The sequence below is a fragment of the Celeribacter baekdonensis genome (assembly GCF_900102315.1).
GTDB classification, from domain to species: Bacteria; Pseudomonadota; Alphaproteobacteria; order Rhodobacterales; family Rhodobacteraceae; genus Celeribacter; species Celeribacter baekdonensis.
On the sequence record NZ_FNBL01000003.1, the window covers coordinates 315,518 to 339,142 of the forward strand.

Consider the following 23,625-nt stretch of genomic DNA (forward strand, 5'->3'; position numbering starts at 1 on the left):
TCCGCTTGACCCAAACAAACAGGACAGATCATGCCCCACGATCATCACAGCCACGCCGCCCACGGACACCATCACCCCCACATCGACCCGGATGCGGGTGACGCGCGGATGGCGGCGGCCATCGGGGTCAACCTGCTTCTGACCGTGGCCCAAATCATCGGCGGGGTGATTTCTGGCTCCATGGCGCTGATTGCCGATGCGATTCACAACCTCTCGGATGCGGTGTCTTTGGTGATTGCCTTTGGCGCGCGCAAACTGGCGCGGCGTCCGCGCGATGAGGCCATGACCTTTGGCTATGGTCGCGCCGAAGTGGTCGCCGCGATGATCAATTACATCACGCTCATGGTCATCTCGATTTACCTGTTTGCCGAAGGCGTGGCGCGGTTTTGGAACCCGCCGGAGATCGAGGGCTGGATCGTCATCATCATCGCCGGGATCGCCCTTGCTGTTGATCTGGTCACCGCAGCACTCACCTATTCCATGTCGAAAAACAGCCTCAATATTCGCGCCGCGTTTCTGCACAACCTCGCGGATGCGGGCACCTCGGTGGCGGTGATTTTTGGTGGGGCGGTGATCCTGATCTATGATTGGCGCTTGATTGACCCGATCCTGACCGTGGCCATTTCACTCTATATTCTCTGGCACGCCTTTGTGGAAATCCGCCCGGTCATTCGCATCCTCATGCTCGGGGCGCCGGATGGCACGCGGGCGGGCGAGGTCGCCGCCGCGATGGGCGAAGTTGAGGGCGTCGAGGATGTGCATCATGTGCATTTGTGGCAGATCGACGAACACCGCAGTTCGGTTGAGGCGCATGTGGTTGTTACGGGCGAGGCCCGTGTGGTGCTGGCACAGGTCAAGGGCCTGTTGAAAGAGCGGTTCTCCATCACCCATTCCACGCTTGAAGTCGAGGCACCGGGGCAGGGCTGCGTCCCCGGATCAGAGGCCTCGTGAGCCGCGTCACTTGGCCTGACGAAACCAATCCAACCCGTCTTCGGTGCGCTTTTTCGGGATATATTCGGCGGAGACCCAGCCCCGATAGCCGCTCTCATCCACAGCGCGGAAAAACGCCGGGTAATCGACCAGACCTTTGATTGGCTCGTTCCGATCCGGCGGTCCGGCGATTTGGATGTGACGCACATAGGGGGCATATTTTTCCCAGGCGATCATGGCATCCCCGGTGATGATCTGGGCGTGATAGGCATCAAATTGCAGCCCAAGGTTCAATTCCGCCACGCTGTCCAACACCTCGATCGCCAGATCAAAATCGTCCAAAAAATACCCCGGCATGTCGACCGGATTGATCGGCTCAATCGTCAGGCTCATACTGGGGGCCTCAGAGGCGGCCCAGGCGAGATTCCTTTTAAAGGTTTCAAGTGCGACCAGCCCCTTGGCCTTTCCGGCCATGATATGCATGTGCTCGGCACCTAAGAATTGCGCATATCTGAGGGCGCGTTTGAAATCCTTGCGGAACCGGTCCTCAAGCCCCGGTACAGCGGCAAACCCGCGCTCGCCGCCGGTGTAATTCGGCGGTGGCGTGTTGATCAGCACCATTTTCAGGTTCAGATCGGCCATCCGCTTGGCCACCTCGGACGCCGGTTCCTCATAGGGAAACAACACTTCAACCGCCTGAAAGCCACAGGCTTTCGCCTCGGCAAACCGTTCCAAAAACGGATATTCCTTGAACAGAAAGGACAGGTTGGCGGCAAATTTTGGCATCAGCTCAGATCATCCAGTGGCGCGAGCGGGAAAAACACGCCCTTGGACCAGACCCCAAACATCGGCGTGCCGTCAATCTCTTGCGTGACAGCATGGTCAACGAGGCGAAAGAAGCTCTTGCGATCTATCAATGCCTCCAATCCCGCCCTGATCTCCACATAGGGCGCGGGCGCGCCGTCCCGGTCAGCAAAGCGCATCGGGTGATCGGGACCCGCCTCGGCTTCATCGCCCACGGAGGTTTGAAAGGTCAAAACCTGATCCTGCCCTTGGCCCGAAACGGTGAAATCCACCGCCAAAAACGGTGCATCCTCAACGGTGATCCCGACCTTTTCCGCCGGAGTGACCAAAAAATAGGCGTCCCCTTCGCGTTTCAACACGGTCGAGAACAACCGCACCAAACCGATCCGCCCAATCGGCGTTCCCAGATAGAACCACGTCCCATCCCGCGCGATCCGCATATCCAGATCGCCACAAAACGGTGGGTCCCATTTCTCCACAGGCGGCAAACCGCGGGTTTTCGCGGCCTTGACGGCGGCGGCAATGCTTTCGGCTGAGACAGTCACGCGAAAATCCCCCTTCTGACCTCTTTGTCATTTGTGCTTTGCAGCATAGATCGCTCTAATAGCGAGAGTGATAGTGACACGGAACGTCCCAAGAGGTGAAGCCCATGACCGAGACCGCCACCAACGCAGGCCTTATGCCCGAAAATCTTGTCACAGAAGATCTTGTCACCGACATCGAAGCGCTGGGCGCGAAACTGTCGGAGGCGAAATCCTCGATCACGCGCCGCTTTATCGGTCAGGAAACGGTGGTCGATCTGGTCTTGTCCGCCATGCTTTGCGGTGGCCACGCGCTTTTGTTGGGCCTGCCGGGGCTTGGCAAAACCCGCCTTGTCGACACGCTTTCGACCGTCATGGGCCTCAAAGGCGCGCGGGTGCAATTCACCCCGGACCTGATGCCCGCTGACATTCTTGGCTCCGAGGTCTTGGAAACCGCCACGGACGGCAGCCGCGCGTTTCGGTTCATCGAAGGTCCGGTGTTTTGTCAGCTCCTTTTGGCCGACGAAATCAACCGCGCCAGCCCCCGCACCCAATCCGCGCTGTTGCAAGCGATGCAGGAAAAATCCGTGACCATCGCCGGGCAGCCGCATGATTTGGAGGCCCCGTTTCACGTCCTCGCCACGCAAAACCCGTTGGAACAAGAGGGCACCTATCCGTTGCCGGAGGCGCAGTTGGACCGGTTCTTGGTGCAAGTCGACGTGGCCTACCCGGACCGCGACACCGAGCGTGACATCCTGATCGCCACCACGGGCGCGATGGAGGAAGAGGCCCACGCCGTTTTCACCGCCGAGGAGTTGATCAAAGCTCAGGCGTTGCTGCGCAAAATGCCGGTGGGCGAACAGGTGGTCGAGATGATCCTTGATCTGGTGCGCGCCTGTCGTCCGCATGAACCCGAAGCCACGCCCGCGATCAACGCGTCTGTGGCGTGGGGGCCGGGACCGCGCGCCGCTCAGGCCTTGATGTTGACCATTCGCGCCCGCGCTTTGCTTGATGGTCGCCTTGCGCCCAGCCCCGAGGATGTGATCGCCATGGCCAAACCTGTGCTTATTCACCGCATGGCGATGACCTTTGCCGCCCGTGCGCGCGGCGAAGACCTGGCCTCGATCATCGACACGGTCGCCGCCACCCTGTCGGAAAATCGGTCCGCGGCGTGAGCCTTTCGCCCCCATCCTCCTTGCGCGCCCGTGCCGAAGCCTTGGCCGGACCCTTGCCGCCGCTTCAGGCGCAGGCCGAACAGCTTGCGCGTACGCTTTTGTTGGGCGGGCATGGGCGGCGTCAGGCCGGGATGGGCGATGAGTTTTGGCAATACCGCCCGGCGGAACCCGGCGATGCGGGGCGGTCGATTGATTGGCGTCGCTCTGGTCGCTCTGACGGGCATTTCGTGCGCGAAAAGGAATGGCAATCGGCACAGTCGGTGCATCTTTGGGCCGATCTGTCGGCGTCGATGGGGTTTTCCTCCGACAAAAACCACCCAACCAAACAGGAGCGCGCCGGGCTTTTGACCATGGCTCTGGCGATTTTGTTGATGAGGGGCGGCGAGCGGGTGGCTTTGGCCTCTTTGGGCACCCCGCCGCGCATTGGCGCGCTGCAATTGCGGCGCATCGCCGAAGGCTTGCGGTTTGACCCAAACGCAGAAGCCGCAGACGTCGAGGCCGCAGATTACGGCGCGCCGGATGCCACATCGTTTTTGCCCAAATCGCGGGCGGTGTTTCTGTCGGATTTCCTTGGCCCGATTGAGCCGCTGGAACACGCCATCGGGGCGGCGGCAGATCGCGGCATCACCGGGCTGTTGTACCAAATTCTCGACCCCGCCGAAGAGGCCTTTCCCTTTCAGGGTCGCACGGTGTTTACCTCGATGGCGGGCGGGTTGCGCCACGAAACCCTGCGCGCGTCCGACCTGCGCGACCGCTATTTGGACCGTCTGTCCGAGCGCAAGACACAGCTTGCGCATCTGGCGCATCAGGCCGGGTGGCGTTTTGCCACCCATCACACCAACACCCCGGCACAGCCCGCGCTTTTGTGGCTCTATGAGGGTCTCGAGGGGGCGCGCTGATGTGGATTTTAGGCCCCGTAGGTTTCACCGCCCCTTGGGTTTTGCTTGGGCTTTTGGCCCTGCCGATCCTGTGGTTCGTGTTGCGCGCCGTCCCACCCGCACCGATCCGCCGCCGCTTTCCCGGTGTCGCGCTTTTGCTGGGCCTCACCGATGATGAGACTGAGGCGGATCGCACCCCGTGGTGGCTTTTGCTGCTGCGCATGTTGGCGGTGGCGGCGTTGATTTTGGCCTTTGCCGGGCCGGTGCTGAACCCGCGTGTGGACCGCGGCGGCAGTGGGCCTTTGGTGATTTTACTGGATGCAAGCTGGGCCTCCGCGCCCGATTGGGCCCTGCGGATGGGGCGTGTCGAGCAGGCGCTTGAAGAGGCCGGGGCGGACAATCGCACCGTCTGCATCTTGTCCGCCACGGATATCTCCGCCCAGCCTTGCGACTTTCTGTCCGCCTCCGATTGGCGCGCTCGTTTGCCGGGGCTTGCGCCCGCGCCCTACGCCCCGGATATGGCCGATCTTTTGGCGGCACTTGGCACGATCCAAGGCGGCTATGAGACGCTGTGGCTCTCGGACGGGTTGGACCGTTTGGGCCGCGACGATGTGCTTGATGTCTTGGAGGCAAAAGGCGCTGTTTCGGTGTTTGAAACCCCGCGCGCGCTCTATGGGTTGGGGCCGACCACGGTGGATGAAACCGGTGTGGACCTATTGGTGCAACGGCGCGGAACGGTGGGCGAAGCGTCGGTCGCGGTGTTGGCGCATGGGCCGGACCCGGCGGGTGTGCCGCGGGTTTTGGCGCGCCAAGAGGTGACCTTTGGCAGTGGCGAGGACGCGGTTTCTGCCCTGTTCGATTTGCCGCCTGAACTGCGCAATCGCATCACCCGGTTTGAAATCGAAAGCCAGCGGTCCGCAGGCGCAATCCGTTTGGCCGATGACAGCCTCAAGCGCCGCGAAGTCGGCCTTGTGACCGTGCGCGACAGCCGCGAGGGGCTTCAACTTTTGTCGCAACTGCATTATCTGCGCGCGGCGTTGAATGGCAAAGCCGATGTGATCGAAGGCGCCTTGGCCGATCTGATCCAAGCCAACCCGGATGTGATCATTCTGGCCGACATCGCCCATCTGTCCGGCGGCGAGGCCGCGCCCTTGTTGGATTGGGTCGATGCGGGCGGCTTATTGTTACGCTTTGCCGGGCCAAATCTGGCCGCCTCTGATGTGGCGCGCGACGCGGAAGACCCGCTTTTGCCGGTGCGTTTGCGCGCGGGCGGGCGCACGATTGGCGGCGCAATGTCATGGGGTGAGCCGAAAACCCTGCGCCCCTTTGCCGAGACCTCGCCGTTTTACGGCCTGCCCGTGCCCGAAGATGTCACCGTCTCCGCCCAAGTCATGGCGCAACCCGACCCCGATCTGGCGGCGCGGGTGATTGCGACCTTGGGCGATGGCACACCGATGGTGACGCGCAAGCCGGTGGGGCAGGGGCAGGTGGTGTTGTTTCACGTCACCGCCAATGCCGAATGGTCCACCTTGCCCCTTTCGGGTCTGTTTGTGTCGATGCTGGATCGGCTGGCCGTGACCTCGCGGGCGGCAAAGGCGCAGGTCGATGATCTGGCGGGGCAAACGGTACAACCGCTGAAGCGGCTGGATGGGTTTGGAACATTGAGTGACGCGGCGGCGATGGTGCCCGTTGAAGGGGCGGTCTTTGCCACGGCTAAGGCGTCTGCGGCCACCCCGCCGGGGCTGTATCAAACCCGCGACAGCGTCCTCGCGCTCAATATTCTGGGGCCTGAGGACCACCTGATTGCGACGCAATGGCCCGCCGATGTTCCTGTTACAGGCAGTCAGACCCGCAGCGAGCGGCCCCTCACGCCCGCCCTGCTTTTGGCGGCTCTGTTGCTTTTGGGGGCCGATGTGATTGCCTCGCTCTGGCTCTCGGGCCGCCTGTTTGGCGCGCGGGTGGTGCCGATTTTGCTTCTCGCTCTCTCGATACCGCTCTCGTCCACACGCGCCCAAGATGCGCCGGACACCCTGTCTGATGCCTTCGCACTGGCCGCGAGTTCTGAGGTGGCGCTGGCTTATGTGCGCACCGGGGATGCCCGCATCGACAGCCTGTCTGAGGCGGGACTTGCGGGGCTGTCCGCCGTGCTCAATGCCCGCACCTCGGTGGAGCCGTCGCCGCCGATGGGGGTGAGTCTCGACACCGATCCGCTTGGGGTCTTTCCGATCCTCTATTGGCCCGTGACCGCCGACCAACCGATCCCCTCCGCCGACGCCTATATCAAACTCAACGCCTATCTGCGCACCGGGGGCATGATCTTGTTTGACACCCGTGACGCCGATGTCGCGAGCTTTGGTGCGGCCACACCGACAGGTCTGAAACTGCAAGCGCTGGCGCGTCCGCTCGACATTCCCGCGCTTGAACAAATCCCCGAGGATCACGTCCTCACCCGCACCTTTTATCTGTTGCGCGAATTCCCCGGACGCCATGCCGAGGGCACAGTTTGGGTCGAAGCCTCGGCCAATGCCGAACAGGCCGAGGGCATGCCGTTTCGCAATCTCAATGACAATGTCACGCCGGTGGTGATTGGCGGTGGCGATTGGGCGGCGGCGTGGGCCGTGGATGACACTGGCGTGCCGTTGGTCCCGGTGGGACGCGGGTTCAATGGCGAGCGGCAGCGTGAGTTGGCCTACCGCTTTGGCGTCAATCTGGTGATGTATGTGCTGACCGGCAATTATAAATCCGATCAGGTCCATGTCCCCGCCTTGTTAGACAGGTTGAGCCAATGATCCGCGATCTGATCTTTTCCCCACACTTGCCGTTGCCTGTGTTGGCGATCCTCGCCGGGATTGCGCTGGTGCTCGTGGGGTTCTCTGCCCTGCGCGGGCTGCGCGGCTGGCCCTTGCGGGCAGGGGCCGCGGCGTTGATCCTGATCTATCTCGCCGGGCCGTCACTGCAACAAGAAGAGCGTGATCCGCTGTCTGATATTGTGCTTTTGTTGGTCGATGAAAGTGCGTCGCAAGACCTCGCGGATCGCAGCACCCAAGTGGCCGAAGCGGTCGCGGGTCTCACTGCGCGCATCAACGCTTTGCCCAACACTGAGCTGCGGATCGTGCCTTTGGGCGATGCCCCCGACAATCGCGGCACCTTGTTGATGACCGCCCTCGCAGAAGCCATGGCCGACGAGCCACGCGGGCGTTTGGCCGGGGCGATTATGGTGTCGGACGGGCAGTTGCATGATGTGGAACTGGCCCCGGATTTCCCCGCGCCTCTGCACCTGTTGCTCACCGGCGCGCCGACCGATTGGGACCGTCGCCTGATCGTGGAAAACGCGCCCAGCTTTGCCATTTTGGACGAAGAGGTCACTCTGACCCTTAAAGTCGAGGACCAAGGCACCGTGCCCGCCTCCATTGGCGTCACCACACCGCTGATCGTGTCGATTGATGGCGGTGAAGCGCAGGAATTCACCATCCCCATCGGGCGCGCCATCGACGTGCCGCTGACGCTGGCGCATGGCGGGATGAACGTGATCCAATTCACCCTGCCCGAGGCCCTTGGCGAGCTGACCACGCGCAACAATGCCGCGATGGTGCAAATCAATGGCGTGCGGGATCGTTTGCGCGTGCTTTTGGTGTCGGGTGAGCCGCATAATGGCGAACGCACATGGCGCAACCTGTTGAAATCAGACCCTTCTGTCGATCTCGTGCATTTTACCATTCTGCGCCCGCCCTCAAAACAAGACGGTGTTCCGGTTACCGAACTGTCGCTCATCGCTTTTCCAACCCGCGAATTGTTCATGGAAAAGGTCGATGATTTCGACCTGATCATCTTTGATCGCTACAAATTGCGCGGCATCCTTCCACCCTCCTATCTGGACAACATTGCCCGCTATGTTGAAGAGGGAGGGGCGGTGCTTTTTGCCGCTGGCCCCGATTTTGCCAGTGCCGACAGCCTTTATCGCTCGCCCTTGGCGCGGATCATTCCACTGGCGCCCTCGGGGCGGATTTATGAACAGGGCTATCAACCGCGCCTCACCGATATGGGCGCGCGCCATCCGGTCACTGAAGGTCTGGGCGGGCTGCGTTTTGCCACTGACACGCCAAAATGGGGCCGCTGGTTCCGGCAAATCGACCTTGATCCCGGCACGGAGAGCGGAGCAGACGCGCCCGAGGTGGTGATGTCCGGCGTCGATGATCGCCCGCTTTTGGTCTTGGACCGGGTCGGTGAGGGCCGGGTGGCTGTGCTGGCCTCCGATCACGCATGGCTTTGGACCCGTGGGATCGAGGGCGGCGGGCCGCAGCTCGAATTGCTGCGGCGTTTGGCGCATTGGATGATGAAAGAACCGGAGCTTGAGGAAGAGGCGCTCACGGCCACCTCGGACGGCGCGAGTTTGACCATCACCCGGCGCAGCCTGTCTGATCGCGACCATGAGGTCACCATTGAGGCCCCCGATGGCACCACCGTGACCGTGCCGATGGAAGAGGTCAGTCCCGGGCGATTTATGGCCCAGCATCAAGGCGCTGAGATGGGGCTCTACCGTCTCTCGGAAGGTGATCAGGAGGCGGTGATGGTCTTGGGGCCCGCCGCACCACGTGAGTTTGAGGAAACCATCGCAACGGGGGCTAAACTGGCCCCTGTCATTGCCGCGACCAAAGGCGGCGTCATGGCGCTGTCCGAAGGTCTCCCGATGATCCGCACCGTGTCCGAGGGCCGTGTGGCGGCGGGACGTGGCTGGATCGGCGTGACCCCGCGCGCGGCCTTTGTCACCCAATCCACCCGGCTGATGCCTTTGTTCCCCGGCTGGCTTTGGCTGGTGATCTTGGCCGGGCTGACCGTTTGGGCGTGGCTGCGCGAAGGGCGGCGCTGAGGCGAATATCGCAGGTCGCCCCCCTGTGGCACAACGCGGCGATTTGCGGGCGGCAATTGGGGGGACTTTGTGATCCAAAGCCACCACCATTCGCCGCGCAGGGTGTGAAGGTCTGCTATGCAGGACATTGCTGCCATTCGTAGCTGTCGCGCCAAAGGCCGCTATAGCGTTTCGATGAATCTCCAGATATCTTGGTTTACAAAAAATGGCAGAGTAAAACGACATGAAATTTCTCGATTGGATTAAGTCTCTATTCTCCCGACCAACTCGTCGAGGCGAGCTTATGCAAACTGAGGGTACCATTTTGATCGGAGATAAGGTTAAGAAGTTCATCGACTCACGATTGGATGGGCAGGATTTGCCAAAAGACCTAAGTACTCTATTAGCAGTAGTCGCTGGCGACCCTGAATTTGAAGAGGATGGGAACAATCCACTCAATATTATTTGGGCTGAGCTCCTCTGGACCGATAGGAAATACCCACTTTTGGATCACGACTACATAAATGATGTGGATCGTGCGAATCCAGACATCATGGCAAATGTTAGGGCCATGCAAGATACAGATAAAAAACTAAAATTTGTCATACAGTGTGAAGATACGTCACTGATAGGATACTGGCAGCCCGACCCAGAAACTCCACTAGAGCAATGTGCGTTATTTTGGCTGAATACCGAAGGGCAATACTATTTGACTGAAGGCAAAACCCTATCAGAAACATTAGCCTACCGGGCGCTTGTCGATGGCGACGAGGACGCATTTCGCTCGCTGCTAGACGCATTTGAACGGCTGGGAATACCTGTTCCTGAAGCCGATGAGACGAGCATCTTTGCAGATATGGAATTCAGAGCGACGAAGGTCGGTGAAACACCAGAGAATTTTCGAAATCAAAGATATGAGTACTACCGGTCTCTTCAGAAAATTTAGGGCACTTATTTTGAGATATTTAGACGATTTCTGAGAGGCTAAGCTAATAATTTATTTGGCATAGCCGACTTTCATACAGACCACAGCATCAGTCAAAGTGGCCTCAAAGCAGCCATTTGCCGCGTAAGTCACGAACGACTGCTCTTTCTTACTCGCATTGGGATTTGCTGTGTTCTGTGCGCCCATTCGGCTTGCCCTAAGGTGAACACGTCTCAGAAAAGGCATCAACCTTCGTCGCGCAGTAAAATTTCGCGTGAGGTGGAGGCGAATTCGCGCCGTAACAGGATGAACAGGGTGAGCGTTGTGCTCACCAGCAAGCCGACCGGGCCAAGCAGCCATCCAAGCGAGCCAAGCGCGAAATAAATGCCGCGCAAGCCGCCGTTAAAGGCGCGGGCCGCTGTGATGTTCAAATCCCCGGCCTTTTGCGCGCGGGGCAGGGCCAGGGGGTCGTTTTTGTCATTTGGCACAGAGGCCATGACCACGCCGCAATAGCCAAACAGCCGGTTGGACCAGATGAATTTTAAAAAGGCGCTGGTGATGAACAGCAGAGCCAAAAGAATTTTGACTTCCCAAATGATTTCAGGCGCATCAAGGGCCAGGTTCTGGGCCACGTCACTCAGTTTCTTGGCATTTGAAATCGCCGCCAAGCCACCGCCGATGGCGATCAGACAGGCGGAGGCGAAAAACGATGTGCCCTCGCGCAGGGTGCCTAAAATCGTTGCGTCAAAAATCCGTGGCTGGCGGGTGATCATTTGGATCATCCATTGTTTTCGGTAATTGGCCACCAAAACAGAGGTCGAAATGCGCGATCCCAAAGGGCGTTCGATGACATAGCCGATCCCGAACCACGCCAACAGCAAATAGCCGACGGCGAGGGCATCGAGGGACGTGAAAAATTTGAGATGATCCAAGAGTTCCATATCATAGCAATACGCAAACCATGTAGACTTGTCATTCTGGTAAATTGGTTATAAAAAGTTACCAATGAAAGCGAGGAGATCACAATGGACATGCCGACCCCCAACCCCGACCTCCTTGCGCAAAAGCCAAAACTCGTGGCCCGGCTGCGCGCGGTACTGCCGAAAGACGCGGTGATCGACGCGCCCGAGGAGGTGCGGGCCTATGAATGTGATGCGCTGACGGCCTATCGTTGCGCGCCTTTGGTGGCCGTGTTGCCGAGCACGACCGAAGAGGTGGCCGCCGTCCTGCGCATCTGTCACGAGATGGGCGTGCCGGTGGTGCCGCGTGGATCGGGGACCTCGCTTGCGGGGGGCGCTTTGCCAACGGCGGATTGCGTGATCCTTGGGGTGGCGCGGCTGCGTGAGGTGATTGAGATCAACACCAGCGACCGCTACATCCGGGTGCAAACCGGGATGACCAATCTCTCGGTGACGGCTGCGGTCGAAAGCGACGGGTTTTTCTATGCCCCCGATCCCTCAAGCCAATTGGCCTGTGCCATAGCCGGCAATATCGCAATGAATTCCGGCGGCGCGCATTGCCTCAAATATGGCGTGACGACAAACAATCTTTTGGGCGTCACCATGGTTTTGGCCGATGGCGAGGTGGTCGAGATCGGCGGCGCGCATATGGACGCGGGCGGGCTTGATCTTTTGGGGGTGATTTGTGGCTCTGAAGGGCAGCTTGGGATTGTCACCGAGGCGACCCTGCGCATTTTGCCAAAGCCCGAAGGCGCGCGACCGGTGTTGATCGGATTTGACAGCAATGAGGTCGCGGGGGCCTGTGTGGCCGATATCATCAAATCGGGTCTGATCCCGGTGGCGATTGAATTCATGGACCGGCCGATTATCCGCGCCACCGAATCCTTTGCCGGGGCGGGTTACCCCGATTGCGAGGCGCTTTTGATCGTCGAGGTCGAAGGATCGCCGCAAGAGATCGCGGACCAACTGGCTCGTATCACCACCATCGCCAGACGCCATAATCCGGTTGAAATTCGTGAAAGCCAAGGCCCGGAAGAAAGCGCGCGCATTTGGTTGGGCCGCAAATCCGCCTTTGGCGCGATGGGGCAGATGGGCGACTATATTTGCCTTGATGGCACGATCCCGGTGGGCGCGCTGCCTTTGGTGCTCAAACGCATCGGGGAGCTGTCTGAGGCCGCAGGGCATATGGTCGGCAATGTGTTTCACGCGGGCGATGGCAATATGCACCCGCTGATCCTGTTCAACGCGAATGAGCCCGGCCAATTGGAAAGCGCTGAGGCGTTGGGCGCGGATATTTTGAGGCTCTGCGTCGATGTGGGCGGCTGTTTGACCGGCGAACATGGCGTGGGGGTTGAGAAACGCGATCTGATGACCCATCAATTTTCTCCCGCCGATCTTGAGGCACAAATGGCGGTGAAGGACGTGTTTGATCCGAACTGGGTTTTGAACCCGGCGAAGGTTTTCCCGCTTACTGTGAGCGCGGGTCGGAGGGGTGCGCAATGAGTATTTTGGCCACGGTAAAAGACATATCCTGCAACACGGAAGCACAGCTTGCCGATATGATCCGCGCGGGTGGGCCGTTTGTGGTCACGGGCGGCGGCACCAGCCGGATTGGGCTGGCGGAGGGGGATCGGTTGCTTTGGACCGGCGCGCAGTTCGACTATGATCCGGGGGCTCTGACGCTTGTGGTGTCGGCTGGGATGGCTGTGGATGCGGTGAGCGCGCAGCTTGCGGTGGAGCATCAGAGATTGGCGTTTGAGCCGCCTGATTTGGCACCGCTGTTAGAGCGCGCCGGGGTGCGTAGCATGGGCGGGATGGTGGCGTCGAATGCCTCTGGTCCGCGCCGGGTGGCGGTTGGGGCCTGTCGGGATGCGTGTTTGGGCGTGCGTTTTGTCAATGGTCGTGGCGAGATCGTCAAGAATGGCGGGCGGGTGATGAAGAATGTCACCGGGCTTGATCTGGTGAAACTGATGGCGGGAAGCCAAGGCACGCTTGGGATTTTGACAGAGGTCAGCCTCAAGACCCAGCCGATCCCGGAAACCACCGCGACGCTGATCTTTGAGGGTCAAACGGAGGTGGAGGCGGTCAACACGATGTCGCGCGCTTTGGGCACGCCTTTTGACATTACGGGTGCGGCGCATCTCCGCCAAGGCGCGGATGGGACGCCTGCGCGCACGTTGCTGCGGCTTGAGGGGATGGAGAGCGCGGTACGATACCGGGTGGAGGCGTTGCACCAGCGGTTGTCCGATCTGGGTGCCGCGGATGTGGAGTGGGACCAAGCGCACAATGGTGAGATATGGCGCGCCATCCGGGATGTGACGCGGTTTGTGGGCGTGCCCGGCGATGTGTGGCGGGTGTCGGTGACGCCGTCTGAGGCGCCGGGTTTGGTGGCTGCGCTCCAACCAGAAGATGTGATCTATGATTGGGGCGGCGGGCGGCTTTGGCTGTTGACGACGGCGGGCACGGATGTGCGGGCCAAGATGGGCAAAGGCCATGCCACTTTGGTGCGCGCCAGCGACGAGACCAAGCGCACGCTTGGCGTGTTCCCGCCGGAAAACAGAATCGTTGCGCAGTTGTCCAAAGGGCTGCGTCAAAAATTCGATCCAGAACAGAAGTTTAACCCCGGGATGATGGGCTGATGCAGACGAATTTTACCCCCGAACAGCTCACCGATCCCGGTATTGCGCGCGCCAATGAGATCCTGCGCTCTTGTGTGCATTGTGGGTTTTGCACCGCCACATGTCCGACCTATGCGGTCCTGGGCGATGAGTTGGACAGCCCGCGCGGGCGGATTTATCTGATCAAGGATATGTTGGAAAACGACCGGCCCGCCGACGCGCGCACGGTCAAACATTTGGATCGTTGCCTGTCCTGTCTGGCTTGTATGACCACCTGCCCATCGGGTGTGCATTACATGCATTTGATTGATCACGCGCGGGTGCATGTTGAAAAAACCTATAAACGTCCGCTGATGGATCGGCTGCTGCGCTGGACCTTGGCGCGGATCATTCCGTATCCGAACCGGTTCCGCGTAGCACTTTTGGGGGCAAAAATTGCCAAACCTTTGCGGCATCTTCTGCCCGATCCACGCCTGAAAGCGATGTTGGAGATGGCCCCGAAGGTCATTCCGCCGGTGTCGCGCAATGACGATGCACAGGTGTTCCCGGCGAAAGGCCCGCGCAAAATGCGGGTGGCTTTGATGACGGGCTGTGCGCAAAAGGCGCTTGATACCGATATCAACGACGCCACGATCCGGCTGTTGACCCGGTTCGGTTGTGAGGTGGTCGTGGCCAAAGGTGCGGGCTGTTGTGGCGCGCTGACCCATCACATGGGCAAAGAGGCGGAGAGCCACAGAGCGGCGGCCAAAAACATCCGCGCTTGGATGGCGGAAATCGCGGGCGAGGGGTTGGACGCGATTGTGATCAACACTTCGGGCTGTGGCACCACGGTGAAAGACTACGGCCATATGTTCCGCAGCTCTGAGATGGCGGAAGACGCGGCTCAGATCGCCGTTTTGGCCAAAGATGTGTCTGAGGTCTTGATGCAACTCGACCTGCCAGCGGGCAAACAAGACCTGAAAGTCGCCTATCATGCCGCCTGTTCCCTGCAACATGGACAACAAATCAAAACCTACCCCAAGGACCTTTTGAAACGGGTGGGATTCGAGGTGGTCGAGCCGCGCGATGGCCATTTGTGTTGCGGATCTGCGGGCACCTACAACCTTTTGCAGCCCGAAATTTCAAAAAATTTGAAAGCCCGGAAAATAAAAACTTTGTCGGAGAAGACACCAGATGTCGTGGCTGCGGGCAATATCGGCTGCATGATACAGTTGGGATCGGGCATGGATGTGCCTGTGGTTCACACGGTTGAATTGCTTGATTGGGCAACAGGCGGCCAAAAACCGCCCAAATTGTTCTCGAATCGGCCATAATCCCGCCCTGAAGTCCCATTATCGCTAAGGGGCGAACAGGGAATGGGGCCGAAATGAAATATTTACTGACCGTCGTCTTTCTGCTCATCTCGTTGGGGCAGGCACAGGCCGATAGTGCGCTCAAGGCCTTTCGGACCGGGGACGACAGTCGCGGTTGGGAAGCCGTCGGGCGTCTCGATTTCGCCGGGCGCAGCTTTTGCACCGGCTCTTTGATCACCGAAACTTTGGTGCTGACGGCGGCGCATTGCATGTTTGACATCTATTCGCACAAACCTCATGCGCCCGGTGACGTGACCTTTAAGGCCGGGTGGCGCAATGGCTCCGCCGAGGCGTATCGCACCGCCCGTGCCATTTATGTCCACCCCAGCTTTTCGATTTCCACCGGAGATCGTCATGACCGCTTGGTCAATGACATCGCCCTGATCGAATTGGACCGCCCGGTGCGTAACGGCTTGGTGCAGCCCTTTCCAACCGCTGCGCGTCCTGAAAAAGGCCAGGCCGTGGGCGTGGTTTCCTATGCCCATGACCGTGCCGAAACCCCGTCTTTGCAGGCAAGCTGTCATGTGATGGCGCGTCAGGGAGGTGTTTTGGTGACCTCTTGTGACGTTGATTTCGGCTCCTCCGGTGCGCCGATTTTCGACATGACCGGTCCGCGCCCGCGCATCGTTTCGGTGATCTCCGCCAAGGCGCAATATCACGGCCAAAAGGTTTCGGTCGGCACCTCGCTTGACGGCTCCTTGGGCGATCTTTTGAAACTGGCCTCCACCGGGCGTACCAACTTTAAAAAGGTTGAGGCCGGCCCACTCCCCGAGTTGACCGAGACCGAATTTGTGGTCGGTGTGGCCGGATATTGAGTGGGCATTGAGCGAGCAGTGCGCCGCCTCTTGAAACCGCTTTCCCCCATCCCCAAATTTACAGGGTCGGACGCCTAGATAGGGTCCGGCCCTTCGCCTGTCCTGCCCATATGGGCGTGTGGAAGGCTTAACATTTGGATTCGCTCAATGGAGGAAACCCATGCGTAACTTTGATCTTGCCCCGCTGTACCGGGCCACTGTCGGCTTTGACCAAATCGCGGATATGATGGACCGCGTTCTGACCCAAGAGGTCACTCAGCCGAGCTACCCCCCTTATAACATTGAAAAAACCGCCGATGATGCGTGGCGTATTTCGCTGGCCGTTGCCGGGTTTTCAACCGAAGACATCACCATCGAGCAGCGCCAGAATGCGCTGATCATCGCTGCGCGCAAAGCCGAGGGCGAGGATGAAAAATCCAAAACCTATCTGCACCGTGGCATCGCCACCCGCGCCTTTGAGCGCCGGTTCCAGCTTGCCGATCACGTCAAGGTGACGGGCGCGTCGCATGTGAATGGCATGTTGCACATCGAGCTTCAGCGCGAAGTGCCAGAGGCGCTGAAACCGCGTCAGATCGAGATCACCGGACCCAAGACCGTGACGACCCAGGTGATTGAAAACGCGCCGGAGACGGTCGAGGCCTGATCGTTTTCGTGGTCTGAATATTCAAACAAAAACGCCCGCCATTTGGCGGGCGTTTCCGTGTTTTTCAGGGCGGATTACATCTTGCCGATGGACCAGAAGAAGGTCTCACCCGAGCTGTCATCCACACCGTCATTGTCTGTGGAGACAAAGATTTCACCGTCTTTGGTGATGGCAAGGCCTTCGACTTTATCAACCACATAGCCGCCGAAGGATTTCAGATCCGGGATCAGGTCACGAACCTCTTCTTTCGACACGACGGGCAGTTCAGAGCCAAGCGGCGCAGGCACCATTTCAGAGGCCGGGATGCGGTAGATCTTTTTGATCTTGGCATTGGCACCGATTTGGTTATCGCGCTCGATGACATAGAAGTAATCGCCATGGGCCGCGAGATCAGACAGACCCACCCAACCTGTGTCCGGGGTTGCCAGCGGATAGGACACAGCGCCCCATTCCTCGGTCTCAAGGTTATAGGCGACCAGTTTGACGCTGTGCTTCGCGTCATCTTTCCATTCGCGCTGAACCGGCATCCAAAGCGTGTCACCGACCTTGGTGATGCCTTCAAAACCAAAACGGGTCTCAACGTTCAGCAACTCTGCCGGAAGGCCGATCTCTTTTTTGATCTCGCCTTTTGCGTTCACATTGTAAATCGCATGGGGCGTGACGCGGTCGGTGCGGCCTTCGGAAGCGACCCAAAAGCCGCCTTTGCCATCCAGAGTGATGCCTTCCATGTCGAGTTTCTGTGCCGCATCGCCATTGGCACGGGTCACGCGGATTGCATCAACGATTTTCGCCGGTTTGGACGTGGGGTCGATTTTAAAGATGGTCGGCTGATAGCCATAAAAGCTGTCGTTGACGGCGTAGATCATACCGTCCTCGTCGGCCACCATGCCAGAGATCGCGCCCCAGCCGGTCAATTCGTCCATGCCTTCGGATGTCAGTGTCGGGTACTGGGCCGGTGCGTCTTGCAATTCATAGAGCATGACGTGGGCGCGCACGCCGCCGTCCTCGATGAGGTCAGCTTCGTTGGCGGTTGCAAACAGATTGCGCTCGGGGATGGCGATCGCACCTTCGGGGGCGATGCCCGAGGGAAGAAGCTGTTTGAACACAGGGTTTGCGGCATCGGTCACGTCATAGACGGACACGGTCGACGCACGTTCGCCCAGGATAAAGGCATAGGTTGTGTCGCCAAAGGTGGCAACTTCCATGCCCTCGGGTTCCACGCCTTTGGCGTCGGAACGTTTGTCCGGGTAGTGACCGGCCTGAATGATCGGATGCTCAAAATCAGCGCCGGATTCAAACACCATGGTCCCGTCTTTGTGGAACACGGTGACAGAACGCGAGCCGCCATCCATGTCGCCTTCGTTGGCGATCATAAGATGAGTGTCGTCGAGCCACTGAAGACCATCGGGTTCGCGCAAACGACCCGGCTGGCTTTGATCAAAGGTCAAAGCGGCGCGCTCGTCCTTGGTGTCAATGTTGGTCAGATCCACACTGCCCGCAGAAAAATCACCAATCACCTCGCCATCGGCATTGATGATCACGATATGGTTGTTTTCCTGCATCGTCACGGCAATCTCGCCGAGGCTGTTGATGTCCACGAATTCGGGTTCGGGATCTTCCGGTGCAATCTCGGCCAGACCTGTGACGTCGATGTTTTTCAGGCTGTCGCAGACCAGAGCTTCGTCGTTAACGCCAACGGTGACCATGAAACCAGCGGGCATTTGACCAACGCGGCCGTCGCCCAGGTCTTCGTCGCGCTCGTTCTCAATGGCGATGACAACCAGATCGCCTGCATCGCTGTGCGCGGTCGAATCCGGCTGACCGCCGAGATCACAGGTGCCGGTGATGGAGCCGTCTGCGAGGTTGACGGACACGAGTTTGCCTGACGGTTTGACGTAGCTCTCAGACGTGTTGACGCTCACGAAAGCGGTGTTGCCGATCACGGTCACGGAGGTCGGTTCGCCGCCCATGTCGATGTTGCCTTTGGCAACCGGGTTTTTCGGATCGGTGATGTCGATCAGACCGATCACGCCCAGCGGGCTGTCGGAATAAACAAGCGTCATGCCATCCTCAGAGGCGCCGATGATTTCGGCAGAGGTGGGGCGGGCGTGATCTTCGCCCTCGGCCATATTGCCCGGTGTGGCAAAAGACGCGATGCGGTTGAAATTCATCTCGGCATTGGCCGCGCTTGCGCAGAGCGCAAGGCCGGAGGCTGCCAGCAGCAGGTGCTTTTTCATCATGTGGTCCCTCGGGGGTTGGTGTTCCCACGCGGTGTGGCGCGCCTTGGTATCGTGTTCGTGACGTTTGTGTTTCAGTTTTGTGAAACGCGACTCTGGCCCTGCGCTGTGCATGCATGCGCCCCTGTGCTGTGCACGAATGCGGATCACTATTCATGTCAGCGGTGTTGACTTAAATGCGGCGGAGAGCGAGATACAAAGCAATGGAGGTCCCTCATGAGTCTGTCATCGCTTTTCGCCAATCGCACATCCCGGATGAAAGCCTCGGAAATCCGTGAGCTTTTGAAGCTTTTGGATCAACCCGATATCATTTCTTTTGCCGGGGGCATCCCGGACCCGGCCTATTTTCCGCGCGAAGCCTTTGCGGCGGCGATGGCCAAGGCCACGGATGTGCAGGCGGCGGGGATTTCGCTGCAATATGCCACCTCCGAGGGCTACACACCGCTGCGCGATTGGATCGTGGGCTATATGGCGCGGCTAGGGGTGGCATGCGAGCGTGACAACATCCTGATCACCGCCGGATCGCAACAGGCGTTGGATTATCTCGGCAAAGTCTTCATCGACAAGGATGACACAGTGATGGTTGGCTGGCCGACCTATCTGGGCGCGCTTGGGGCGTTTAATGCCTATGAGCCGGTCTATGATCGGCTTGACCCGGCCGACAACCGCACGCCGCAAGACATCCTTGAAAATGCCAATAAAAATGGCGGAAAAGTCAAATTTTCATATCTGTCCCCGGATTTCGCCAACCCCACCGGGGTGACACTTTCGGTCACTGAGCGCCGGGCAATTTTGGCGCAGGCGCAGGCTTTGGACTGTGCGATTGTCGAAGACGCCGCCTACCAATCGCTGCGCTACTCAGGGGCCGAAGTGCCGCCGATCCTAGCGCTTGAGATGCAAGAGACCGACGACATCAACGCGTGCCGCACGATCTATCTTGGCTCCTTTTCCAAAACCCTCGCCCCCGGTTTGCGGGTCGGCTGGGCCGTGGCGGCCAAGCCCGTCATTTCGCAATTGGTGCTGACCAAACAGGCGGCGGACCTCCAAACCGCGACGATCAACCAGATCGCTGTGGCCGAAGTGGCGCGGGCGGTGTTTGACACCCATGTCGAAACCCTGCGCAGCGTTTACGGCGCGCGGCTTCAGGCGATGTTGACGTCGCTTTCGGCGCATATGCCCGAGGGCGTGTCCTGGACCGAGCCTGCGGGTGGGATGTTTATCTGGGTCACCTTGCCGAAGGGTATGGACGGGGCCGAGCTGTTGAAACAGGCGTTGCAGTCCAATGTGGCCTTCGTGCCGGGGGCTGCGTTTTTCGCCGATGGATCGAACACCAACACGCTGCGGCTGAATTTTTCGATGTTGCCTGCGGCCACAATCGAACAGGGCATCGCGCGCCTCGCGCAGGTCATTCGGGCGCAGATGTAAGGGGGCGCGGCGGATGTAAGGGAGAGTGAGGCGGTGCAATCCCGCCTCAACTCTAAGTCTCATTGGCCCAAATCTCAGTAGCCGAACCGACCCAGATCGCGAAAGTTGATCTGTTCAAGAAGCGGAACGATCACATCCTGTTCGCCGCCTTCCACCTGAACCAAAACGCGCCCTTCGATCAGCGCCGACACTGTACCGTCCTGATCGACGAATTTTTCACGGCCCACGCGGATGGTTTTTAGACCCATCGCCCCAGCGTTTTGAAGCATGCCGCCCATCATCCCAATCATTGGGCTGTCAACGACAATGGTCATGGTAAATTCTTCGCCCGCATCATTGAAATAACGTTTCGCCGCCGCCGTGCCGCCGCCCATCATGGCAAAGCCCGCCACGGTATCTGCGTCATCCTCGGCGGTCCAACCGGCGGGCGGGGCGGGGAAAAAGTCGGACAAGGCGCCCGTTTGCATCTCTTTGAGCAATTGTTTGGCATAGTCGAGTTCTTCGATCGCATAGGAAACATCGCCCTCGCCATAGGCCTTGAGTGCGCTTTCAAGCGTGTCTGTGACCTCGTCCGCAAAGGTGCCGGTGGCGAGCGTGGTGAGCAAGGCAGAGGTTGCGAGCATGGTCTTAAGAGTGTTCATAACGGGGCTCCTGGATAAAGTTTCTTGAATCTATGCGTCTTCGTTGCCGCCGGACAAGGGGGAGAATGGGACGTTGGCATCACGCGCTGTCCACACAGAAACCCATTGTGTCCATTTTTTGTTTGGAACTGTCGGGTTAAGCTGTGGCACAGGATCATGACAAGATGAGCAAGAGGAGTGGCAGATGGGGCATTTTGGTGAGAGCGGCGGGTTTTTTGTCGCTGTTGCGCTGCCTGTGGTGCTGATCGGTGCTGCGGCGCTGGCGATTCCTTTTGTGGTGACGCCGAAAGGGACGCGCTCGCAGCGACGCTTGTTCGTTTCGGTTCTGATGAGCGCTCTTCTCCTGTTTGGTCTGAGTGGCGTGCTGTTTGCGGTGCTCTATCAGGCGGAGGGCAAACCGCTTTGGCAGGTTTTCCCACAGCAACCGCTACAGGTGTGCGCCTTTTTGGCCCGCCGCGCCGCACTCGCCACCCTTGTTTGGGGTCCGCTGATGCTTTTGGCCTGGCTGAGCCTCGCGCGCCGGATTGAACGGATCAAGGCCGAGGAGGGGATGCGTTTTCCCCCCATGGATGACGCATCGTAACGGCACGGGCCTGACCGGCAGAGGATCAAAGCCCCTCGCGCTTTTGTCCGAAGCCCGCTAAACAGAACCTTGAACATGAGCTACGCGGCTCTGTGTCGGATTGGCACAGCTTCGGACAGGAGAGACAAACATGCTTGGTTTCCTGCGCTTCTTGGTGATCGGTTTCGTGCTTTTGAGCGTGCTTTACGGTCTTTTGATCGTCTATGTCCGCTCGCTGACCCGCGAAAGATTGGAGGACGAATGGGCCCAAGAGGGTTCCATTGGCGACAGGGAGGCTTATGTGGAGGAGGGGATCAAAGAGTATGAGCGCTCGTTCCGGCCAAAGCTGTTGCTGCTCGTCTATATCCTGCCGCTGATTGCCTTTTGCGTGATCTTCTATGTGACCAATTTTATGTAAGGACGGCCCCGATGCGTTACGCCAAATGGACCCTGATCGCTCTGATCGTTTTGCTGGTGGGGGGATTTCTTCATTACACCCTGCCACAACATGACATTGTGCGGATCGTGAACACCTATGAGGAGCGTCAGGATATTTCCGGTTGGACGTCGATGTTCTGGCAAGCGCCCGACAATGGATCGACAACAACGCAAAACCGCGATGTGCAATTCATTCAGGCGGTGCGTCCGAACGGCAAATCCATCGTGTATCGCAATGAGGACACCGGCTGGGGCTGGCCGCCCTATTTCAAATTCGACACGGCAAATCTTTACACCGAAGCCAATGACGCGATTTCCAACAAGGACACCCCGGAATGGGTCTCCGTCACCCATTATGGCTGGCGGTCTCAGGTCTTGTCGCTGTTCCCGAATGCCATGGGGATCAAACCGGTGCCCGGTCCCGACGCGACCATCATCCCATGGGTCAATATCGTGATCCTGACCTTTCTTGCCGTGGTGCTGTTGTTGATCTGGCGGATGCTGGCGCAATTCCGCGAGCGCACGATTACCCCGCTGGTCGAGGATGTCGAAGACGCTTGGGATGTGATGGATGAGAAAAAGGACAATGCCGTTGATAAAGTCAAAGGCTGGTTTAAGAAACGCTAAAGAGAAAGGGGCCGGAAGGCCCAGCCCCTAACGGTAGATGTTGAAATTTGAAGCAGCCGCGCAATTCGCCTGTTCTGTTTATTTTGGAATGGCCAATATACCAATCGAACACAATGTGAGAGCAACATGGCCAAGAATAAGAAGAACATGAACCACAATCCAATTCACCACCTCTCAATGCTTAACCGGCGTGGAAAGGTGTCGCTTTTTGTTGGAGCTGGAGTCTCGGTGGCGTGCGGCCTTCCCGACTGGGAGACCCTTTTGGAAAGAACCACCCAAATTGCGTTTAATGGAAATGTCCCTCGCGCTGTCCACGCAACAAACCAACACGCCCCGATCATTAGGGCGCGAGTATTGCGAAGCCATCTTGGCGATCGGTTCACTATTGCAGTAGCAAACGCCCTATATAGCGAACCATTTCAAATCTCACCAACAGTTCAAGAAATCACAAAGTCAGGCATCCGGCGGATTTGCTGCTTTAACTATGACGATTTGCTCGAAGAGGCTTACGGTGCCAACGGCTTTACCACACACTCTGTAGTGGAGGGAGAAAAGTTTAACAACAATTTCCGCGGGACATGCATCTACCACCCACATGGTTTGCTTCCATACAGCGCTGCCCCAGAGAATATCAAAGATGCGAAAATTATTCTGGGCGAGCAGGAGTATAACTCGCTCTACTCCAACCCATATTCATGGTCGAATTTGATTCAGCTATCGCTGCTAACCAACTACACTTGTTTGTTCGTTGGCATGTCTATGCAAGATCCAAACATCCGAAGGCTCCTCGATGCCTTTGCATACTTGAATTTCACCCACACTCACTACGCGATTTTCAAATCCCCCAGATCAGGAAAATCCGGAAATGAGCGAGAAGCTGCAAGATTTGTTATGAAGGCTCTCGAACAGGACTTGGCCAGCTTGAAGGTCGCTCCAATTTGGGTTGGAAGCTATGATGAGATCCCCAAGGTGATCCGATCCATTAGAAATCTGAAAGAGAAAGACTAATCACAGAAAATCCCTTGGGTAGATGCGCCCCAAGCAAGCCCGAAGTCCGGCGAAGATATTTTCGAGACAATGTTCGCTTAGAAATCCCCGCAGATTCTCTCAAAGGAGCCGTTCAGGGTAATTCCTAAGGGGAAATTGGCCACTTTGGGTCAATCGAAGTTTTCATTTCAACATTTACTGTTAGGGGCTGGGCCAGATGGCCCCTTTTTCGTGTCTCGTTT

At 58.6% G+C, this 23,625-nt stretch carries 21 protein-coding genes; 16 read left to right on the plus strand and 5 right to left on the minus strand.

All coding sequences use genetic code 11. The annotated features are described in order from the left end of the window. Nucleotides 1-30 precede the first annotated feature (30 nt). Entirely contained in the window at nucleotides 31-951 is a 921-nt protein-coding gene (locus BLT54_RS08095; RefSeq protein ID WP_074643300.1) for a cation diffusion facilitator family transporter, read from the plus strand. A 6-nt stretch (nucleotides 952-957) separates the two neighbouring features. On the opposite strand, the gene BLT54_RS08100 is transcribed toward BLT54_RS08095, so the two are convergent. Continuing rightward, the gene (locus BLT54_RS08100) at nucleotides 958-1,716 is read right to left on the minus strand and encodes a hydroxypyruvate isomerase family protein (RefSeq protein ID WP_074643303.1); all 759 of its coding nucleotides are present in this window, start codon (nucleotides 1,714-1,716) and stop codon (nucleotides 958-960) included. Continuing rightward, the gene (locus BLT54_RS08105) at nucleotides 1,716-2,279 is read right to left on the minus strand and encodes a DUF1285 domain-containing protein (RefSeq protein WP_074643306.1); all 564 of its coding nucleotides are present in this window, start codon (nucleotides 2,277-2,279) and stop codon (nucleotides 1,716-1,718) included. Before BLT54_RS08105 ends, BLT54_RS08100 begins: the two co-directional genes overlap by 1 nt. Before the next feature lie 104 nt (nucleotides 2,280-2,383). Here BLT54_RS08105 and BLT54_RS08110 point away from each other — a divergent pair, with 104 nt between their 5' ends. The 5 genes from BLT54_RS08110 (at nucleotide 2,384) to BLT54_RS08130 (ending at nucleotide 10,100) form a co-directional block, all read left to right on the plus strand. Then, nucleotides 2,384-3,430 carry an AAA family ATPase gene (locus tag BLT54_RS08110; RefSeq protein WP_176832847.1) on the plus strand — a complete coding sequence of 349 codons (1,047 nt, stop codon included), beginning with the start codon at nucleotides 2,384-2,386 and terminating at the stop codon, nucleotides 3,428-3,430. Further along, on the plus strand, nucleotides 3,427-4,329 hold the full coding sequence (locus BLT54_RS08115; protein WP_074643308.1) for a DUF58 domain-containing protein: 903 nt from the start codon (nucleotides 3,427-3,429) through the stop codon (nucleotides 4,327-4,329). The genes BLT54_RS08110 and BLT54_RS08115 overlap by 4 nt, the downstream gene beginning before the upstream one ends. Next, nucleotides 4,329-7,097, plus strand: coding sequence for a DUF4159 domain-containing protein (locus BLT54_RS08120; protein WP_074643310.1), 2,769 nt, complete (start codon nucleotides 4,329-4,331; stop codon nucleotides 7,095-7,097). Before BLT54_RS08115 ends, BLT54_RS08120 begins: the two co-directional genes overlap by 1 nt. Then, the gene (locus BLT54_RS08125) at nucleotides 7,094-9,175 is read left to right on the plus strand and encodes a hypothetical protein (protein ID WP_074643313.1); all 2,082 of its coding nucleotides are present in this window, start codon (nucleotides 7,094-7,096) and stop codon (nucleotides 9,173-9,175) included. Before BLT54_RS08120 ends, BLT54_RS08125 begins: the two co-directional genes overlap by 4 nt. A gap of 223 nt (nucleotides 9,176-9,398) precedes the next feature. Beyond that, nucleotides 9,399-10,100 carry a hypothetical protein gene (locus BLT54_RS08130; protein WP_143026777.1) on the plus strand — a complete coding sequence of 234 codons (702 nt, stop codon included), beginning with the start codon at nucleotides 9,399-9,401 and terminating at the stop codon, nucleotides 10,098-10,100. 224 nt (nucleotides 10,101-10,324) lie between these two features. Here the strand turns inward: BLT54_RS08130 and BLT54_RS08135 are convergent, their stop codons facing one another. Then, nucleotides 10,325-11,011: a DUF599 domain-containing protein gene (locus BLT54_RS08135; protein WP_009572219.1), complete on the minus strand. Its 687-nt coding sequence runs from the start codon at nucleotides 11,009-11,011 to the stop codon at nucleotides 10,325-10,327. A 93-nt stretch (nucleotides 11,012-11,104) separates the two neighbouring features. Between BLT54_RS08135 and BLT54_RS08140 the strand changes: the two genes are divergently transcribed. From BLT54_RS08140 to BLT54_RS08160, 5 genes are all read left to right on the plus strand, one after another. Beyond that, nucleotides 11,105-12,541 carry an FAD-linked oxidase C-terminal domain-containing protein gene (locus BLT54_RS08140; protein ID WP_074643320.1) on the plus strand — a complete coding sequence of 479 codons (1,437 nt, stop codon included), beginning with the start codon at nucleotides 11,105-11,107 and terminating at the stop codon, nucleotides 12,539-12,541. Beyond that, a complete protein-coding gene (locus BLT54_RS08145) occupies nucleotides 12,538-13,677 on the plus strand; it encodes an FAD-binding protein (RefSeq protein WP_176832848.1) in 1,140 nt (379 codons plus the stop codon). The genes BLT54_RS08140 and BLT54_RS08145 overlap by 4 nt, the downstream gene beginning before the upstream one ends. Next, complete coding sequence (glcF, locus tag BLT54_RS08150) at nucleotides 13,677-14,969, plus strand: glycolate oxidase subunit GlcF (protein WP_074643323.1); 1,293 nt, start codon at nucleotides 13,677-13,679, stop codon at nucleotides 14,967-14,969. Before BLT54_RS08145 ends, glcF begins: the two co-directional genes overlap by 1 nt. Nucleotides 14,970-15,022: 53 nt before the next feature. Then, nucleotides 15,023-15,823 carry a trypsin-like serine peptidase gene (locus BLT54_RS08155; RefSeq protein ID WP_074643326.1) on the plus strand — a complete coding sequence of 267 codons (801 nt, stop codon included), beginning with the start codon at nucleotides 15,023-15,025 and terminating at the stop codon, nucleotides 15,821-15,823. Nucleotides 15,824-15,983: 160 nt separating this feature from the next. Continuing rightward, nucleotides 15,984-16,466: an Hsp20 family protein gene (locus BLT54_RS08160; RefSeq protein ID WP_074643328.1), complete on the plus strand. Its 483-nt coding sequence runs from the start codon at nucleotides 15,984-15,986 to the stop codon at nucleotides 16,464-16,466. A gap of 74 nt (nucleotides 16,467-16,540) precedes the next feature. Here BLT54_RS08160 and BLT54_RS08165 read toward each other — a convergent pair whose 3' ends face one another. Beyond that, nucleotides 16,541-18,703 carry an esterase-like activity of phytase family protein gene (locus BLT54_RS08165; RefSeq protein WP_074643583.1) on the minus strand — a complete coding sequence of 721 codons (2,163 nt, stop codon included), beginning with the start codon at nucleotides 18,701-18,703 and terminating at the stop codon, nucleotides 16,541-16,543. 216 nt (nucleotides 18,704-18,919) lie between these two features. On the opposite strand from BLT54_RS08165, the gene BLT54_RS08170 reads away from it, so the two are divergent. Beyond that, nucleotides 18,920-20,128, plus strand: a complete 1,209-nt coding sequence (locus tag BLT54_RS08170; RefSeq protein ID WP_074643331.1) for an aminotransferase-like domain-containing protein — start codon at nucleotides 18,920-18,922, stop codon at nucleotides 20,126-20,128. Nucleotides 20,129-20,202: 74 nt separating this feature from the next. Here BLT54_RS08170 and BLT54_RS08175 read toward each other — a convergent pair whose 3' ends face one another. Beyond that, complete coding sequence (locus tag BLT54_RS08175) at nucleotides 20,203-20,769, minus strand: hypothetical protein (RefSeq protein ID WP_083351752.1); 567 nt, start codon at nucleotides 20,767-20,769, stop codon at nucleotides 20,203-20,205. Nucleotides 20,770-20,953: 184 nt separating this feature from the next. Here BLT54_RS08175 and BLT54_RS08180 point away from each other — a divergent pair, with 184 nt between their 5' ends. The 4 genes from BLT54_RS08180 to BLT54_RS08195 all read left to right on the plus strand — a co-directional run bounded on the left by BLT54_RS08180 (nucleotide 20,954) and on the right by BLT54_RS08195 (nucleotide 23,404). Then, a complete protein-coding gene (locus BLT54_RS08180; RefSeq protein WP_074643334.1) occupies nucleotides 20,954-21,352 on the plus strand; it encodes a hypothetical protein in 399 nt (132 codons plus the stop codon). A gap of 130 nt (nucleotides 21,353-21,482) precedes the next feature. Next, entirely contained in the window at nucleotides 21,483-21,749 is a 267-nt protein-coding gene (locus BLT54_RS08185) for a hypothetical protein (RefSeq protein WP_074643338.1), read from the plus strand. 11 nt (nucleotides 21,750-21,760) lie between these two features. Beyond that, nucleotides 21,761-22,396 carry a DUF1523 family protein gene (locus BLT54_RS08190; protein ID WP_074643341.1) on the plus strand — a complete coding sequence of 212 codons (636 nt, stop codon included), beginning with the start codon at nucleotides 21,761-21,763 and terminating at the stop codon, nucleotides 22,394-22,396. A 126-nt stretch (nucleotides 22,397-22,522) separates the two neighbouring features. Then, nucleotides 22,523-23,404, plus strand: a complete 882-nt coding sequence (locus tag BLT54_RS08195; protein WP_074643345.1) for an SIR2 family protein — start codon at nucleotides 22,523-22,525, stop codon at nucleotides 23,402-23,404. Nucleotides 23,405-23,625: the final 221 nt, after the last annotated feature.

Excerpts from the sequence above, each read along its gene's own strand:
- BLT54_RS08095 (WP_074643300.1), top strand. The coding sequence starts at position 31 with ATGCCCCACGATCATCACAGCCACGCCGCCCACGGACACCATCACCCC.
- BLT54_RS08100 (WP_074643303.1), bottom strand. The coding sequence starts at position 1,716 with ATGCCAAAATTTGCCGCCAACCTGTCCTTTCTGTTCAAGGAATATCCG.
- BLT54_RS08110 (WP_176832847.1), top strand. The coding sequence starts at position 2,384 with ATGACCGAGACCGCCACCAACGCAGGCCTTATGCCCGAAAATCTTGTC.
- BLT54_RS08120 (WP_074643310.1), top strand. The coding sequence starts at position 4,329 with ATGTGGATTTTAGGCCCCGTAGGTTTCACCGCCCCTTGGGTTTTGCTT.
- BLT54_RS08125 (WP_074643313.1), top strand. The coding sequence starts at position 7,094 with ATGATCCGCGATCTGATCTTTTCCCCACACTTGCCGTTGCCTGTGTTG.
- BLT54_RS08130 (WP_143026777.1), top strand. The coding sequence starts at position 9,399 with ATGAAATTTCTCGATTGGATTAAGTCTCTATTCTCCCGACCAACTCGT.
- BLT54_RS08140 (WP_074643320.1), top strand. The coding sequence starts at position 11,105 with ATGGACATGCCGACCCCCAACCCCGACCTCCTTGCGCAAAAGCCAAAA.
- BLT54_RS08145 (WP_176832848.1), top strand. The coding sequence starts at position 12,538 with ATGAGTATTTTGGCCACGGTAAAAGACATATCCTGCAACACGGAAGCA.
- glcF (WP_074643323.1), top strand. The coding sequence starts at position 13,677 with ATGCAGACGAATTTTACCCCCGAACAGCTCACCGATCCCGGTATTGCG.
- BLT54_RS08155 (WP_074643326.1), top strand. The coding sequence starts at position 15,023 with ATGAAATATTTACTGACCGTCGTCTTTCTGCTCATCTCGTTGGGGCAG.
- BLT54_RS08160 (WP_074643328.1), top strand. The coding sequence starts at position 15,984 with ATGCGTAACTTTGATCTTGCCCCGCTGTACCGGGCCACTGTCGGCTTT.
- BLT54_RS08165 (WP_074643583.1), bottom strand. The coding sequence starts at position 18,703 with ATGAAAAAGCACCTGCTGCTGGCAGCCTCCGGCCTTGCGCTCTGCGCA.
- BLT54_RS08170 (WP_074643331.1), top strand. The coding sequence starts at position 18,920 with ATGAGTCTGTCATCGCTTTTCGCCAATCGCACATCCCGGATGAAAGCC.
- BLT54_RS08175 (WP_083351752.1), bottom strand. The coding sequence starts at position 20,769 with ATGAACACTCTTAAGACCATGCTCGCAACCTCTGCCTTGCTCACCACG.
- BLT54_RS08180 (WP_074643334.1), top strand. The coding sequence starts at position 20,954 with ATGGGGCATTTTGGTGAGAGCGGCGGGTTTTTTGTCGCTGTTGCGCTG.
- BLT54_RS08185 (WP_074643338.1), top strand. The coding sequence starts at position 21,483 with ATGCTTGGTTTCCTGCGCTTCTTGGTGATCGGTTTCGTGCTTTTGAGC.
- BLT54_RS08190 (WP_074643341.1), top strand. The coding sequence starts at position 21,761 with ATGCGTTACGCCAAATGGACCCTGATCGCTCTGATCGTTTTGCTGGTG.
- BLT54_RS08195 (WP_074643345.1), top strand. The coding sequence starts at position 22,523 with ATGGCCAAGAATAAGAAGAACATGAACCACAATCCAATTCACCACCTC.